The organism is Nostoc sp. DedQUE04 (genome assembly GCF_034530995.1).
Lineage (GTDB): Bacteria > Cyanobacteriota > Cyanobacteriia > Cyanobacteriales > Nostocaceae > Nostoc.
Window position 1 is genome coordinate 48,547 of sequence record NZ_JAVRCA010000033.1, and the last position, 16,195, is coordinate 64,741.

The window sequence follows — 16,195 nt, forward strand, 5'->3', positions numbered from 1 at the left end:
TTTATTTTAGGTTTTAAATATTGCACACGTGTGCATTTGTATGTATTATAGAAAATAATCGTCATTTGTCAAGAGATTTGAATACAACTCACATTTTGCGTGGCAAGGAGTTAAAAATCCTCACTCTCACCTCCGTCAATGATTACAACTACAAGTTACAAATTACAAATTCCGAATTAGTTGAACTTTTATTAAGAAAAAAATGATTATTATCGTCATGGGTGTATCTGGTTCGGGAAAAACCACCATCGGAAAACTACTAGCAAACTCCTTAGAATGGGAATTTAGCGACGCTGATACTTTCCACTCGCCAGAAAATGTTGAGAAAATGCGGCGCGGTATCCCTCTGAGTGAAGAGGACAGAATACCTTGGTTACAAGATTTGCAAACAGCCATCAAGCATTGGTTGCAAGAAAATAAAAATGTAGTGCTGGCGTGTTCGGCTTTAAAAAATAGCTATCGGCAATTTTTGGTAGTGGATAGCGATCGCATCAAGTTAGTTTACCTCAAAGGATCTTACGAGTTGATTCAAATGCGTTTAAAAGAGCGTAGCAATCATTACATGAGTGAAAAACTACTCAATAGTCAGTTTTATACACTTGAAGAACCAGTAGATACTCTATCTATGGATGTTGCACAGCCACCCCAGATAATTGTCCAAAACATTAGAACTGCTTTAGAAATTTAGCTGAGTGGTGCAACCGTAATATTAAGATTAATCACGTATCTAGGAAAACACGAATTTTTGGCAACTAAATCACATCAGATGTAAGTCTAAAAAAATATAAAAGCAAGCAGATAACTGTAATGGTAGGAGAAAAGTAGTGTTTATAAGATTAGCGCAACAGCATCAGGAATTCGTCCAAGACTTGGTAATGAACCTGCAAGCCTTGACAATTATACTTGAGCGGCATGGCTATACTGCGTCTTGTTATACATGCGGCGAGCAAATGAACAGTGCTTCATTTATGGTTAGCCTGAAAGAAAAGCACCTAATTCGGTTTTTAGTGTCTGATTACGGAATTACTTGGATGGAATTGTGGGACGATCGCGAATTAATGAAGTTGGAGGGTGCAGAAGCGATAAACCAGCTACAAGAGTTGGCTAATATTGTCAAGGATTCCACTGTCATACAATTAATAAAATAGTTAACGACTCCCTTGGCTGAGTTCGATAAAAAATTAACAGAGGTTTTGCACGCGTGTGTAAAACAAAAGAGAAGCTTATATATAATCAAAGGCTTGTGTACGCGTATACACAAGCCTTTTCAAAAATCTATCCAACACAAAAATCAGCTATAGAGGCGTAGCAATATGCCGACGCTGGGCGATTGGGTGCTGTGGTACAAGGTTGTCGCTACCCAGAAGGCATCAAAGTCTCTGAGAATTAATTAGCGATCGCATCAGTGCTTCGTCTTAACTCCGATCCAAGCAGATTGGATAAAACACTGGAAGAAATAAATTAACGTGAGTTCGACGAGTGCTATTTTGACCTCTCCCCCAGCCCCTCTCCTACCAGGAGAGGGGAGCAAAAACCCTCCTTACTTGTTACTCCTCCCTCTCCTAAAAGGAGAGGGAGGCTGGGAGGAAGAGGTCTGTCGAACTCAGGTTGAATTATGCACAGGTATGCAAAGACGAAATGAAACTTAACACCTATTTTTGCACACGTGTGCGAAAATAATAAATAAGTCTAATACAGGTTTTGCACACCTGTGCATAATAGAGTGCGAAAGTACGATTTAACAAATACAATATCGACAACTAGGAAGATATGTCTCAAACTCTAAATAATGCCATTGCTCAAGTTCAAAACAATCCCTTACGTTCGCTAGAAGAATGGGAAGAAGACTTACTAAATCGCTATCCCAATCCAGATAACATCGTTAAAGAAGGTAAAACCACCGAAGAGTACAGGAATTACGAAACTACTATTAGATATACGGTAAAAGAGTTTTATCGGTTAAATCATATTAATCAAACATATAATTTTGTCCTTCAAAAAGAAAAAGAATTTTTAAAGTTTGATAAAAAAGAAATGTCTGTTTGGGATGCGGTCGAATTTTTGAATCAATTAGTTGATGATTCCGATCCTGATACAGACATGGATCAGTTACAGCATCTATTGCAAACATCAGAAGCGATTCGCGCTGATGGTCATCCTGACTGGATGGTACTTACTGGCTTCTTTCACGATATGGGGAAAGTGCTTTGTCTGTTTGGTGAACCTCAATGGGCTACCGTAGGGGATACTTATCCTGTAGGTTGTGCATTTTCTAATAAAATTGTTTTCTCAGAATTCTTTAAAGAAAATCTTGATTATAATAACCCCGATTACAACACTAAATATGGCATTTACGAGCCTAACTGTGGATTAAGTAATGTACATATATCATGGGGGCATGATGAGTATTTTTATCAGATGATGAAAAACTATTTGCCCGAACCTGCATTGTATATGCTTCGCTATCACTCATTTTATCCTCAACATCGTGAAAATGCCTATGAGCATTTGATGGATAAACACGATCGAGAAATGTTTAAATGGGTACGTTTATTCAATCCCTACGATTTGTATTCCAAAAACCCTATTCCTCCTGATTGGCAGAAATTAAAACCATACTATGAAGATTTGGTGGCTAAATATTTACCGACAACATTAAAGTTTTAAACTGCTAGAAGAATTTGTAATCTTCTATTTTGGGGAGATAAAATAAGAACAAGAATTGATATGCAAACTTTTTTTATCCCTAATCAAGCTTACAAATATCATCTTGTTTACTCTTTTATTGCCTGCATATGAAAGAAGAGCAATAACAAACAAATACACTTGTCAAGCTGATGAAAGTTGATTTTAAAAATCTAACCAAAGGATGTTTACATTTTCCGAAATTTCGCACTAACAATCAAAAAGCTCTCTACTCTAATAGTATCTTTTCTGAAAAAGATTGATTGAGAAATGTTAACGTTTTTAACATCAATCCTAATATTGAATAGCCTAACTTATCCAAATACTTTGGAATAAAGACTTTGGGTTCTATCGAGAGATTTAAAACCTTTTATATTTGTAAAGTTCGATAAACAAAAATAATTTTTGCACTGGATCGGGATAAAATGAAAAAAGTCAAAATAAATAAAGATTGACAACTTTAATAATACTAATTTTTGGAATTTTCACTTAAAAGCTGTTTTCAGGCTATGCACTACAAAGTCATCTCACCAAAAGAATGTGAGTATTTTAAGTAGTGTAATGTTCGTAATTCTGCTTTAAAAATAACCCATTTTGTTTTGTGAAACTAATAGCAATAACTCCACTACTTCCAAATCCAATACCTTTGGAGTTTAAATTGCAAAAGCTAGTAGTATCACTAGGTTAGGTCTAAGTTTTTAAGACTTAGTTTATCTTGCGATCGCCTTTCTCAAATTAAATCAGTTGTTAGAAATAGATGAATATGAAAAGAATTTTGCTCATAGCTGGTATATTAGGTTTTGTGGTTGTTGGTTGTACAAATGGCGCTCATAATGACAACACTGCTACTAATACTACTAACAAGGCTACTAATATCAGTGCAGAGAGTCTTAGTACTTCAAATAGAAAATTGCAAACAATCGGTGTAGCTTTGGGTGATTTAGGCAATCCTTTCTATAATGCTGTGCAGAAGGGGGCCGAAACAGAAGCCCAAAAAATCGGAGGGAATATCAGAGTTAATGCAGTTTCCAGTGCCTTTGACCTAAATCAACAAACCAATCAAATCGAAAATTTTACGGCTGCAAATACTGACCTAATTATCCTCAGCGCTGTTGATAAAAAAGGAGTTAAACCAGTTATTGACCAAGCAAGGCTTGCAGGTAGGGTTGTGATTGCATTAGATTCAGCCGTTGATGCAGATGTGGATGCGATGATTAGTTCCAACAATACCCAAGCTGGTGAAGTTGCTTGCCAATATATTGCCGATCGCCTCAAAGGTCAAGGTAGTGTAGTCATCCTCAACGGTACTCCAATGGACTCAATCAATCAGCGAGTGAGTGGCTGTGAGAAATCATTGTCTAAATATCCGAATATTAAACTCATCTCTAAAGAGCAAAACGCTGAAGGGACTAGGGATGGAGGACTGAGAGTCATGAGCGATTTGCTGACAACCTTTCCGAAAATTGATGCCGTTTTTGCTACGAACGATCAAAGCGGTGTTGGTGCAGATTTAGCAGCTAGACAAGCAAGACGCAATGAATTTTTTATTGTTGGGGTTGACGGATCGCCAGATGCAACCAAAGCAATGGAAGATAAGGATGGTGTATTTGCTGCAACTGCGGCTCAAAATCCCGCAGGGATGGCTGAAAAAGCGGTTCAGATTGGCAACGATATCATTCAGGGTAAAAAACCTGAGTCATCTGAGATTCTAATTCCAGTCAAGTTGGTTACTAGAGAGAACCTCAGCAGCTATCAAGGCTGGTAATTTGTAATGACGCTCTCTACGAGACGCTAAAAGCGAACGAAGACTCGCTAACGCTACGCTAACGTAATTCGTAATTACAAAACACACAAAAGGCTTGATACAGGAAGATTAGAACATTTTACCCTGTTTTTTAGTACGTCGTTTTCAAATTTGTGTAAGTCAGAATGACTTGTAGGAGATATATGAATGTGAAAAAGATTGCGTTCACCTCTGGCGTTACGCGAAGCGTAATTACAGCTAGCTTATTAAGTATCATCAGTGGCAGTCTTATCGGCTGTACAAATGGTTCTCCCGATGACAACACAGCTACTAACATTGATACTCAACCTGCTACGAATATTAGTGCAGAAACTAAAACCGCCACTGGGAATAGAAAGTTGCGATCGGTTGCCTTCACTGTTGGCGATCTGAGTAACCCTTTCTTCGTCGTTATGGGACAAGCAGTTGAGGCAGAAGCGAAGAGAATTGGCGGAAAAGATGTCAATGTTATTATAGCTTCCAGTGCTTATGACCTTAATCAACAAGCCAACCAAATTGAAAATTTTACTGCTGCAAATACTGATGTTATTGTTTTAAATGCTGCTGATAAAAGTGGAATTAGACCAATAGTTGAAAGAGCAAAAAAAGCAGGTGAAATTGTTATTGCCGTAGACACAGGTGCAGAGGGAGGCGTAGATGCCACCATCACAACTAATAATGTCCAAGCTGGAGAAGTTAGTTGCAAATATATTGCCGATCGCCTCAAGGGTAAAGGCAATGTAGTAATAGTTAACGGGCCGCCGGTGGACTCAGTAATTCAGCGAGTTAGTGGCTGCGAAAATGTGTTATCCAAATATCCCAATATCAAAATCCTCTCTAAAAACCAGAATGCAGATGGTAGCCGGGATGGAGGACTGAGAGTTATGACTGATTTGCTCACAACCTTTCCGAAGATTGATGCTGTTTTTGCCATTAACGATCCGAGTGGACTTGGTGCAGAACTAGCAGCAAAGCAAGCACAACGTAAAGATTTCTTTATTGTAGGAGTTGATGGTGCGCCAGAAGCAATAACTGCGATCGCCAATAAAGATGGTTTATATGCAGCAACTGCTACTCAAAATCCACGAGGAATGGCCCAAAAAGCAGTTCAGGTTGGGAATGACATTTTAAATGGTAAGAAACCTGCTAATCCAACCATTCTGATTCCAGTTAAGTTGATCGCAAAAGATAACGTCAGCACGGAAAAAGGCTGGGAGTAATAAAAATTATGAATTTGCAATTGAAAATTATGTCTTTTGATATAACTCTTTTGGCGCATTTGTAAAGTTTTTGCACATACCTAGAATGTCCGACAGTTTTCATTTAAATTAATACCAAACCTCATTTCTATTTCTTGGCTTTTGTTTAATAGAAAGATGGATTTATAAAGAGGTTAAAACTCTGCTGCACCGAATTGATAACCGCTATGTATGTGCATCAGTGGAAAGTTTGAGTGTCTATTTATAGTACTTGAACTTTCCCAACAATCTCTCTGAACTAACGTTAATAACAAAGGATGAAAATATCTCTTTCCCACTCATATTCAGCTTTTAAAACATGATTTTGCAATCGATAAAATATGACTTTATTCATTTCTAATTCAGATTCGCGAATTTTAAATAGTTTTTACAGGTTTTGCTGATGACAACCAATATTGAAACTTCACGTTCTGATACACCAACTAGCACCCCAGTGTTAGAAATGCAAGGGATTACAAAACGATTTCATGGTGTATCTGCGCTCCAAAATGTTAATCTGACGATTTACCCAGGAGAAGTTCACGCCCTCATGGGTGAAAACGGAGCGGGTAAAAGCACATTGATGAAAATCTTGGCAGGGGCTTACATTGCCGATGAAGGAGAAATTCGCATCAATGGTCAACCCTTGAAAATTACCGATCCGGCGACAGCACGCAAAGCGGGTATTAATCTCATTTATCAAGAATTGAATGTTGCACCGAATTTAACCGTTACCGAAAATATGTTTATGGGTAGCGAGTTGCGGCGAGGTCAGCTTTTAGACCGCCAAGCGATGCAACTAGAAGCAGAGGAAGTGCTGGACAGCCTTGGAGCCAATTTTACCGCGCAGACTATAGTTGGTACTTTGTCCATCGCCGAACAGCAGCAAGTGGAAATTGCTAGGGCGCTGAAGGATAAAAGCCGCGTTTTGGTGATGGATGAACCAACAGCAGCATTGTCTGACCGCGAGAGCGACCATTTATTTGAGGTGATTCGCAAACTGCGGCGTGATGGTATTGCGATTATTTACATCAGCCATCGCATGGAAGAAATCTATGCCTTAGCTGACCGGATTAGCGTGTTGCGTGATGGTCAATATATTGGCAGTCTGACACGCAGTGAAATTTCTCCCCAGCGATTAGTGCAGATGATGGTTGGTCGCTCCATGCAAGACTTTTACGAACATCAACGGCAAATGAATCCTGGCCCAGTGGTACTGTCAGTCAGAAATATGAGCGATGCCCGCAAGAAGATTGAGCCGGCTAGTTTTGAACTTCATGCTGGAGAAATTCTGGGTTTAGCTGGGTTGGTTGGTGCCGGACGCACAGAACTATCCCGGCTGATTTTTGGTGCAGACCGTAAAGCTAGTGGCGAAGTATTCTTGAATGGCAAAAAACTGGAAATTAATACGCCCAGTGATGCCATTGCAGCCGGAATTGGCTATGTTCCAGAAGACCGCAAAGACCAAGGTTTATTTCTGGAAATGAGCGCCCGCAAGAATATTGCTATCAATACACTCAAGCAGGATGCAAGGGGTGGAATTGTTAACTGGCCTTCAGTGAATCGGCTGTCAACAGACGCGGTGGAAAACTTCAATATCCGCCTAGCCAATTTGGAAATTAGAGCATTGGATCTTTCTGGTGGTAATCAACAGAAGCTACTGCTAGCGCGTTGGTTAGCCATTAAACCGAGAGTGTTGATGTTAGATGAACCGACACGCGGCGTAGATATTGGTGCCAAAAGCGAAATTTACCGAATTATGAGCGAATTAGCAGCGCAAGGTGTTGCTATTTTAATGGTTTCCAGCGAACTAGCGGAGATTGTCGGCATGAGCGATCGCGTCTTAGTGATGCGAGAAGGACAGCTGGTAGGCGAACTGGATGGCAGTCTTGGCAAAGAAATCACCCAAGAAAAGATTATGCACTACGCAACTGGAGCATCGGAGGTATCAGGATTATGAGTCAGACAGTCAGACCGCCTATCAATAAATCAGCCAACAATCCCGCAGCTCGCAACCGGAAATCAATCAGCACCCTGTTGGAAGTTGCGGGTATTTTGCCAATCTTAGTAATTATCTGCATCTTATTTACATTCCTTTCTCCCAACTTCCTCACCGGTGCTAACATCGTCAATATCTTGCGTCAGGCATCAATCAATATTGTGCTAGCGACAGGAATGACCTTTGTAATTCTCACTGGCGGTATTGATCTTTCAGTTGGGTCAATCTTAGCTGTTTCTGCGGTAGTTGCATTACTGGTATCGCTACTACCGGCTTTAAGTTGGGCGGCTGTACCTGCTGCGTTACTTGCAGGATTGCTGTTAGGCTTACTCAACGGTGCGCTCATTACCTTCTTGGATGTGCCACCTTTTATTGTGACGCTGGGTTCACTTACAGCCTTGCGGGGTGTTGCTTTTTTAATTGCCAAAGGTACAACCCTGATTAACCCTGACATAAATTTTGCTTGGGTGGGTAATACATATATCGGCCCCATTCCTTGGCTAGTGATAATTGCGCTACTGACTGTGATAGCTAGCTGGTTTATCCTGCGGCAAACTGTTTTAGGAGTGCAGATATATGCTGTGGGTGGTAACGAACGGGCAGCCAGATTAACAGGGATTAAAGTTAATCGGGTGTTGCTATTCGTCTATGGTATTAGCGGATTACTGGCAGGTTTAGCAGGAATCATGAGCGCCAGCCGTCTTTATAGTGCCAGTGGCGTAATAGGTCAGGGTTATGAATTAGATGCGATCGCAGCTGTTATTCTAGGTGGAACCAGCTTTACAGGCGGTATTGGCACCATTGGCGGCACTCTTCTCGGTGCATTGATTATTGCGATTCTCAACAACGGCTTAACCTTGTTGAACCTATCTTACTTCTGGCAACTAGTCGTCAAAGGACTAGTAATTATTTTGGCAGTAACTATCGATCGGTTACGCAGACGTTCTAGACGGTAAACAAGCAAGGGAGCAGGGGGCAGGGAGCAGAGGGAAAAGAACTAATTCCTAATTCCCAATTCCCAATGCCCAATGCCCAATGCCCCATCCCCAATAATAAATATATAAACTATGACCTCCACTACTACTCGTCGTAAAGCCAGCACGTTTTATGTAATTTTGATTGCTGGTGCCGCTGCCCTCGGCGGGTTTTTATTCGGTTTTGATACTGCTGTAATCAACGGTGCGGTTTTATCTTTAGCAAAAGCTTTTAATACCAGTAGTTGGGTGACAGGGCTGGCAGTATCCCTAGCGTTGCTGGGGTCTGCCATCGGAGCCTTCTTTGCCGGACAGATTGCAGACCGTTATGGTCGAGTCAACGCAATGGTGGTTGCTTCGGCATTGTTTACTATCAGTGCCATTGGCTCTGGGATTGCCTTCACTATCTGGGATTTTATCTTTTGGCGAGTATTAGGTGGGATTGGCATCGGCGTTGCTAGCGTCATCGCGCCAGCTTACATTGCCGAATGTTCTCCCACCCATTTGCGGGGAAGGTTAGGATCTCTGCAACAATTAGCGATCGTAGTGGGAATTTTCGTTGCCTTATTGAGCGACTACTTTATCGCTACGTCAGCAGGTTCAGCAGACTCGCCGTTTTTGTTTGGGGTTGCAGCTTGGCGCTGGATGTTTTGGACAGCAGTCCCACCAGCAGTATTCTACGGGATGGTAGCTTTAACAATTCCTGAATCTCCCCGTTATTTGGTTGCCAAAGGACGAGAATCAGAAGCTGTTAACGTTCTGACCAAGATTTTGGGGGGTGACGTACTGCCAAAAATCGAAGAAATTCGGCAGACAGTGCTTCGCGAACGCCAACCCAGATTTTCTGACCTCTTAAGCAGAAGTGGCGGACTCCTCCCAATTGTTTGGATAGGAATAGGCTTATCTGTATTACAGCAATTTGTTGGGATTAATGTAATCTTCTACTACAGCAGCGTTTTATGGCGTGCTGTCGGCTTTTCCGAAAAAGATTCCCTATCAATCACGGTGATTACAGGAGCCGTCAACATTATTACAACACTGATTGCGATCGCCTTCGTGGATAAATTTGGTCGCAAGCCCTTACTGATAATAGGGTCAATCGGCATGACCTTGACATTGGGGACGATGGCTTATCTTTTTGGTCATGCTCCCCTCGATGCTGCTGGGAACCCCAATCTTACCGGAAGCGCCGGGACTATAGCTCTGGTCGCAGCCAACCTCTATGTGTTCTGCTTCGGTTTCTCTTGGGGGCCAGTGGTTTGGGTGCTGTTGGGAGAAATGTTTAATAACAAAATTCGAGCCGCCGCACTTTCGATTGCTGCTGCTATGCAATGGGTTGCCAATTTCCTCATTTCCACAACATTTCCTCCTATACTGCAATATTTCGGTCTAGGTTCTGCCTATGGACTCTATACAATTGCAGCTGCTACCTCATTCTTTTTCATTCTCTTTTTTATTAAAGAAACCAAAGGAATTGAGTTAGAAGACATGTAATTAGTATCCATCTAGTACCTCTGTGCGTAATTCATAATTTGTATCTCTGTATCCTCTGTGTTTGTGAGGTTGCATGGTTAAAGGAGTTTGTAGTCAGCACTTTAGTGCTTAGATTAGGGCTAGAGTCACTCATTACGAACTTCTCAAAATTAATGTGGTGGAGTACTAGATGGAACATTCACAACTGATGACGACAACGTAATTGAATAATATGTAGTAGAAGTTCCCAGTCCGGGAGCAGGAACATTAAACAATTTAGGAATTTAGGGCCGCACTTAATAGACCAAGCTTTGCATTTATTTGGAATGCCTGATGCTATTTTTGCAGACATCCGCATCACAGGCTGCGATCGCAGATAGATGATTGTTTTGAATTGATACTATATTACGACAAACTGCGCGTCAAATTAAAAGCAAGTTTCCTTGTGCGTGAGCCTGCGCCTGCCTATATCATACATAGCACTCATGGTTCTTTTCTTAAAAGCAGAGCCAGAAAGTGAATATGGCTTGCTGCATACAGAAAAAGACACAAAAATAATTCGAGAAAAAGTCAAAAGTTTACAAGGGAGCTATTTAGGTTATTACGATGCCGTATATAAATCTATCGTTAGTAATCAGCCAATTGCTGTTACCGCCGAAGACGGAATTAATGTAATGAAAATTATAGCAGCAGCTATTAAAAGCAGCAATGAGCAAAAAGTCATAACGTTGCTTGAATTGAGCTAAAACTTCAACTTAAAATATGTAATTTTAATGTTGATTAGCTCATACTTTGATTCGAGGGTAATTTCTTTCGTTACAAGCTCATAATTCAACCATTTTCAATTAATAAATCAATGCTAAAAACTATTTTTCCTAGCTTTTTTATTTTATTTTTGGCAATTCCAGCAGTTTGGGCAGCACCTCCAGAAAACGATCCGAATGCAGCAGATGCTAATCGGACTTTGCAGGGACAAGTCACTTCTGTTTCCCAGTTTTCTGATGTACAACCAACTGATTGGGCGTTTGGTGCATTGCAATCGCTAGTGGAACGCTACGGTTGTATTGCAGGTTATCCCAATTCCACCTATCGCGGCAACCGTGCCTTAACCCGTTATGAGTTTGCCGCAGGTTTAAATGCTTGTTTGGATCGGATTAATGAGTTAATTGCTACAGCTACTAGCGATTTAGTTAATAAGCAAGATTTGGCAGTGCTGCAAAAGTTGCAGCAAGACTTTGCCGCAGAACTAACAACTCTGCGCGGACGAGTAGATACCGTAGAGGCACATACAACAACATTGGAGGCGCAGCAGTTTTCTACTACTACTAGGTTGAATGCTCAAATTATCACCGCCGTTAGTGATACCTTTGGCGATCGAGTCGGTGGCGAAGATGATGAATCCCGCATCTACTTTGCAAATCGGGGTCGTCTCAACTTTGAGAGCAGTTTCACTGGCAAAGATTTATTGCGAGTCCGGCTAGAATTTGGTAACTTTGCGTCCAATGTTGGCAGTCAAATTGCCGCAGCCACAGGTACAGGGATGACACGTCTGAACTTCGATTATGACAGCAACGAGACACTTTATGTCCCCCACATCCGTTATTACTTCCCAGTCAGTGATTCCCTTAACTTCGTTGTTGGGCCTGTAGGCATTGGTTACACCGACATTTCCACCACCGTCACTCCCCCCACAATTGCTGACGACGGCAATGGAGTTCCCTCACTTTTTGGATCGTACAGTCCCTTATTCCGGCGAGGTGGCGGCGGTGCAGCCGCTAACTGGAACATTACCAAAGACTTGGTTCTCACCTTGGGCTATTTAGCAGGCAGTTCTAATGTGCCATCGCCTAGCAACGGGTTATTTGATGGCAGCTACAACGCCTTAGCGCACTTAGCCTATTATGGTAAGCAAGGAGCGATCGGTGTTGCTTACTCTCATGGCTATAGCCCTGCTGGAGTAATCGAACTCTCAGCTGGGACGGGTAGCGTCTTGTCAAACGCTCCCTTTGGCAACAACATTGCTACTTCCAACGATATTGTCGGCACACAGGGGTACTATCGCTTCTCCCCGAATTTTCAAGTCCACGCTTGGGGTGGATATATTTGGGCAAATGCCGAGAGTTCTGGTTTGAGTGATATTTCCAATGGTAGAGGTGGAACAGATTCTCTATTTGTGAACAATGGTGCCAACGCCAATGTCTGGTTTGGGGCGATTGGTGTGTCGTTTCCCGATGTGGGTGGTAGAGGCAATCTGCCAGGAATTCTCTTTGGTATACCACCCCATGTCTCTAACAGTGATATCCGTCAAGAGCGAGACAACGCTTACCATATTGAAGCATTTTATCGCTACCGCTTAAATGACAACATCTCAGTGACTCCTGGTTTTTGGGTGATTCTCAACCCGGAAAACGACAGCAGAAATGATACGCAGTATGTAGGTGTGCTTCGCACAACCTTTGATTTTTAACTGAATGTCAATGCTTTGCTCGATCGACAGGGTGCTGAGTATTCAGCACTCTTTAGGAACTTCCAGTGAAAAAACAAAAATTATTCTTCTGTTACTACCAAATTCCACAGCGCATCAATTCCACTGCCTACATATTCTGAATCCCGGTGTTGTGAAATCCATTCGGCGACAGTAGCAGTAACATTGCTGGAGTTTTTGCCCAACTTGCCCAATGCTTGAGCAGCAGAGTTAGGCACAATCTGACTCTCATCTTTAAGTAAACCCAGCAGTGCTTCAACTACTCGTGGCGAGGCGTTGCCTAAGTTGCCCAATGCAAAAGCACCAGAGTAACGCACAATCTGACTCTCATCTTTGAGTAAACCCAGCAGTGCTTCAACTAGCTGTGGCGAGGCGTTGCCCAACTGACCCAATGCAAAAGCAGCAAAGTAACGCACACTCTCACTCTTATCTTTAAGTAAACCCAGCAGTGCTTCAACTACCTGTGGCGAGGCGTTGCCCAACTGACCCAATGCAAAAGCAGCAAAGTAACGCACACTCTCACTCTTATCTTTAAGTAAACCCAGCAGTGCTTCAACTACCTGTGGCGAGGCGTTGCCCAACTGACCCAATGCAGAAGCAGCAGAGTAACGCATATTTTCACTCTCATCTTTGAGTAAACCCAGTAGTGCTTTAACTACCTGTGGCGAGGCGTTGCCCAAGTTGCCCAATGCAGAAGCAGCATAGTAACGCACATTCTCACTCTCATCTTTGAGTAAACCTAGCAGTGCTTCAACTCCCTGTGGCGAGGCGTTGCCCAACTTGCCCAATGCAGAAGCAGCAGAGTTACGCACATTCTCACTCTCATCTTTGAGTAAACCCAGTAGTGCTTTAACTACCTGTGGCGAGGCGTTGCCCAACTTGCCCAATGCAGAAGCAGAAGAGTTACGCACATTCCAACTCTCATCTTTAAATAAACCCAGCAGTGCTTCAACTATCTGTGGCGATGCGTTGCCCAAGTTAGCCAATGCAACAACAGCAGAGTCACGCACTATCTCACTCTCATCTTTGAATAAACTCAGTAGTGCTTCAACTACCTGTGGTGAGGCGTTGCCCAACTTGCCCAATGCAGAAGCAGCAGAGTTACGCACATCATCACTCTCATCTTTGAGTAAACCCAGCAGTTCTGCCAATACTCCCTGTTGTTCACCTAAAACTGCGCGATATTCTCGCAGTTGCTCTTCATATATCAAATCTGCTGATGCTTTCAACAGTTGTAGTGCTTGAGCTTGAAACCGGGTTTCATTTAAATTGCAAAGAATTTGAAAAACCTGTGATTTAACTCTCCTACCTACTCGCTGATAATTGCTAACTTCAAGCTCAACTAATTTCTGCAAAATATTTGTAATCAAATTGCCATCAGATAATTTTAAATCTTCAGCTAAACAAGTACCTGCAAAGAAAAGATTGCAGTGCAGCCATTCTTCATAAGGAGTATCTTGTTGCAGAATTGCTTCAATAATTTTTTTCGAGTTACTTTGATTTTGTTGAGCTATTAACAGCAACAACACCTCTCGCCAGTGGGAATTGTGTAGATAATCTCGAATGTGATTTAGTACTTCGTTAAAGTCTCCTGATTGGCGATCGCGTATTTCTTCACCTGCCAAATATTCCTGAAATGTCTTATGCACAAACGCATATCTATCTTGACCTTGTTCGTTTAATAAACCACAGCGTTCTGTAATCTGGTCAACTAAGCGTTTTGCTTCCTCTTGAGCTTGATGTTTCTTAACTTGATAATTACATTCACGAATATATTTGCTTAATTGCGTAATTAACTCATCTCTATCAATCAGCGTACCACCTTCTTTATCGCCAGTTTCCCCTTGAGAATGAATCCAGTAAGCGAGGTGTTGCATCAATATTTTGATATCGTCCAATTTAATATACTTCAACTTCCAAGACTCAATCCCCTTGTTTACATCCCAGTTAATCAATAGCGTATCAACTGCCTGTTCATAGAGTTTATGTCGCTGTCTGGGCAAATGTGCGTCATAGCGATGAATCAAGGCAATGATTGTCAGTAGTAAAGGATTGCGTGCTAATAATTTGATGCGTTCTTGTGCTGCTAATGCTTTTTTTAAGCTTTCTTGACGGTGTTGTGCTTCTTTCAGGTTGTTTGGCAGTCTGCTGTTATACCACTGCTGAATAAATAAATCAATTTGACTATCATCAAATTGTTCTAGCTGATAATGAGGGAATTCATCTGTACCAAAAAACTCTCGACTATAACCTGCTGGACGCGAAGTTATAATTGCCCGATTTTGAGAATATTGTCCGAGGAAACTGTGAATTATCTTTACAAATTCATAGCGATCGCTTGGTTTAGCGATTTCATCTAAGCCATCAAGTAAAATTAACGCTCTCCCATCTTCTAACCAATGTTCAAAGAAACCTTTGGGCAATCCTTTAACATGAATATCATTGGCAAAATTGCGTACATATTCTAAAAGATTCTTTGTTGAAGCTTTGCCTAAGTCTCTAATTCTAATCAAAATTGGCAGTAACTCTAAGTCTGCTGATAAACCGAGTTTTTCAGTCTGCTGTTCAGCCAGCATCACAGCAAAGTAACTCATCAAAGTTGTTTTACCAATTCCTGGTTCTCCCAACACAACAAATTTATTGCGTGTACTTTCTTTCAGCAGTTCTTGGGCTGAGAATTTCTTGCCACTACTTTGTTGTTCCCAAAGTAAACTTTGCTGGCGTTGCTGGTTAGCTGTCTCTTCTAAAGCTAAATCTAGATTTAATTTTAAACCTGTGCTTGCTCTAACTTCCACCTGCTCAACTACATTAGGCATCACAAAAATTTGTAGTAGTTTAGCAAATTTTTCTTCTTCTTTTGTTTTTACTTTTATGCCAACAAATTCAACACCATCAAAATAGCCTAACAGTTGTTTGAGATAATCTGATTTAGCAATTTGAAACTTTAAATATGTATTGGTGTGTTCAAAATAAGCATCTACAAACTTTTTCAGCCAATGTTCAATACTTTCATCACGAAACTCTAAGTTTGGCTTTTCTGATTTAATTTTGTGGAATATTTTAATTAAGACTTGTAGATTTGGGGTTGTTTTCTCTGTAAAAGGCTTCTGTAATTCTTCTTGAACTCCTGTATCTTTGAAAAAACCCTCTACAAGTTCTCTCGCATCCTTTGGCGTACAACGAAAAAATAAATGTTTATCAGAATCTTGATTAGAATCCCACTCTTCGGCGGATTGTACACCTGCTTTCAAAGCTTTTTCTAAGTCTGTAGGATTTAATGCACTATTGATTTTCTTAACAATTTCTGGAGTTACTGCTTTTACTACTGGGCCCACAATAGCTAATAACTCTACGCTCATATTGCTTAGGATATATAGATTATATACATACTACACGCTTGTTAGCTTTGTCGTCGCTGTGGGAATTTTATAATTGATTCAGGGACGGGATAATCCTGATTTACCTGCAACTGTTGCTTTTTTCGATGAGCAACAGCAATGAACCTATCCTACTATTTTAAAAATCCCTAATTCTTGTCGTCAAATGGCTGTAATTTTA

Annotated in this window: 11 protein-coding genes; 10 read left to right on the forward strand and 1 reads right to left on the reverse strand. The window is 41.2% G+C overall.

Features of this window, described 5'->3' with window-relative positions:
• The first annotated feature begins 202 nt into the window (after nucleotides 1-202).
• The 10 genes from RM049_RS21670 to RM049_RS21715 all read left to right on the forward strand — a co-directional run bounded on the left by RM049_RS21670 (nucleotide 203) and on the right by RM049_RS21715 (nucleotide 12,619).
• Nucleotides 203-688 (forward strand): gluconokinase, encoded by a 486-nt coding sequence (locus RM049_RS21670; RefSeq protein WP_322705636.1) that lies wholly within the window; start codon nucleotides 203-205, stop codon nucleotides 686-688.
• Between the two features lie 136 nt (nucleotides 689-824).
• A complete protein-coding gene (locus RM049_RS21675) occupies nucleotides 825-1,148 on the forward strand; it encodes a DUF1815 family protein (protein ID WP_322671908.1) in 324 nt (107 codons plus the stop codon).
• A 622-nt stretch (nucleotides 1,149-1,770) separates the two neighbouring features.
• The gene (locus RM049_RS21680; RefSeq protein WP_322671909.1) at nucleotides 1,771-2,667 is read left to right on the forward strand and encodes an inositol oxygenase family protein; all 897 of its coding nucleotides are present in this window, start codon (nucleotides 1,771-1,773) and stop codon (nucleotides 2,665-2,667) included.
• Nucleotides 2,668-3,448: 781 nt separating this feature from the next.
• On the forward strand, nucleotides 3,449-4,450 hold the full coding sequence (locus RM049_RS21685; protein ID WP_322700542.1) for an ABC transporter substrate-binding protein: 1,002 nt from the start codon (nucleotides 3,449-3,451) through the stop codon (nucleotides 4,448-4,450).
• Nucleotides 4,451-4,632: 182 nt separating this feature from the next.
• Complete coding sequence (locus RM049_RS21690; RefSeq protein ID WP_322671911.1) at nucleotides 4,633-5,688, forward strand: ABC transporter substrate-binding protein; 1,056 nt, start codon at nucleotides 4,633-4,635, stop codon at nucleotides 5,686-5,688.
• Nucleotides 5,689-6,109: 421 nt separating this feature from the next.
• Nucleotides 6,110-7,666: a sugar ABC transporter ATP-binding protein gene (locus RM049_RS21695; RefSeq protein ID WP_322705637.1), complete on the forward strand. Its 1,557-nt coding sequence runs from the start codon at nucleotides 6,110-6,112 to the stop codon at nucleotides 7,664-7,666.
• A complete protein-coding gene (locus RM049_RS21700) occupies nucleotides 7,663-8,661 on the forward strand; it encodes an ABC transporter permease subunit (protein ID WP_322671913.1) in 999 nt (332 codons plus the stop codon). The genes RM049_RS21695 and RM049_RS21700 overlap by 4 nt, the downstream gene beginning before the upstream one ends.
• A 111-nt stretch (nucleotides 8,662-8,772) precedes the next feature.
• Entirely contained in the window at nucleotides 8,773-10,173 is a 1,401-nt protein-coding gene (locus RM049_RS21705; protein ID WP_322671914.1) for a sugar porter family MFS transporter, read from the forward strand.
• Nucleotides 10,174-10,637: 464 nt separating this feature from the next.
• Nucleotides 10,638-10,898, forward strand: a complete 261-nt coding sequence (locus RM049_RS21710; RefSeq protein ID WP_322689022.1) for a Gfo/Idh/MocA family oxidoreductase — start codon at nucleotides 10,638-10,640, stop codon at nucleotides 10,896-10,898.
• Nucleotides 10,899-11,008: 110 nt separating this feature from the next.
• Complete coding sequence (locus tag RM049_RS21715; protein ID WP_322700547.1) at nucleotides 11,009-12,619, forward strand: iron uptake porin; 1,611 nt, start codon at nucleotides 11,009-11,011, stop codon at nucleotides 12,617-12,619.
• Nucleotides 12,620-12,699: 80 nt separating this feature from the next.
• Here RM049_RS21715 and RM049_RS21720 read toward each other — a convergent pair whose 3' ends face one another.
• Nucleotides 12,700-15,996 carry a HEAT repeat domain-containing protein gene (locus RM049_RS21720; RefSeq protein ID WP_322705638.1) on the reverse strand — a complete coding sequence of 1,099 codons (3,297 nt, stop codon included), beginning with the start codon at nucleotides 15,994-15,996 and terminating at the stop codon, nucleotides 12,700-12,702.
• Nucleotides 15,997-16,195 lie beyond the last annotated feature (199 nt).

Coding starts and splice junctions, on each gene's coding strand:
- RM049_RS21670 (WP_322705636.1), top strand. CDS start 203: ATGATTATTATCGTCATGGGTGTATCTGGTTCGGGAAAAACCACCATC.
- RM049_RS21680 (WP_322671909.1), top strand. CDS start 1,771: ATGTCTCAAACTCTAAATAATGCCATTGCTCAAGTTCAAAACAATCCC.
- RM049_RS21685 (WP_322700542.1), top strand. CDS start 3,449: ATGAAAAGAATTTTGCTCATAGCTGGTATATTAGGTTTTGTGGTTGTT.
- RM049_RS21690 (WP_322671911.1), top strand. CDS start 4,633: ATGAATGTGAAAAAGATTGCGTTCACCTCTGGCGTTACGCGAAGCGTA.
- RM049_RS21695 (WP_322705637.1), top strand. CDS start 6,110: ATGACAACCAATATTGAAACTTCACGTTCTGATACACCAACTAGCACC.
- RM049_RS21700 (WP_322671913.1), top strand. CDS start 7,663: ATGAGTCAGACAGTCAGACCGCCTATCAATAAATCAGCCAACAATCCC.
- RM049_RS21705 (WP_322671914.1), top strand. CDS start 8,773: ATGACCTCCACTACTACTCGTCGTAAAGCCAGCACGTTTTATGTAATT.
- RM049_RS21710 (WP_322689022.1), top strand. CDS start 10,638: ATGGTTCTTTTCTTAAAAGCAGAGCCAGAAAGTGAATATGGCTTGCTG.
- RM049_RS21715 (WP_322700547.1), top strand. CDS start 11,009: ATGCTAAAAACTATTTTTCCTAGCTTTTTTATTTTATTTTTGGCAATT.
- RM049_RS21720 (WP_322705638.1), bottom strand. CDS start 15,996: ATGAGCGTAGAGTTATTAGCTATTGTGGGCCCAGTAGTAAAAGCAGTA.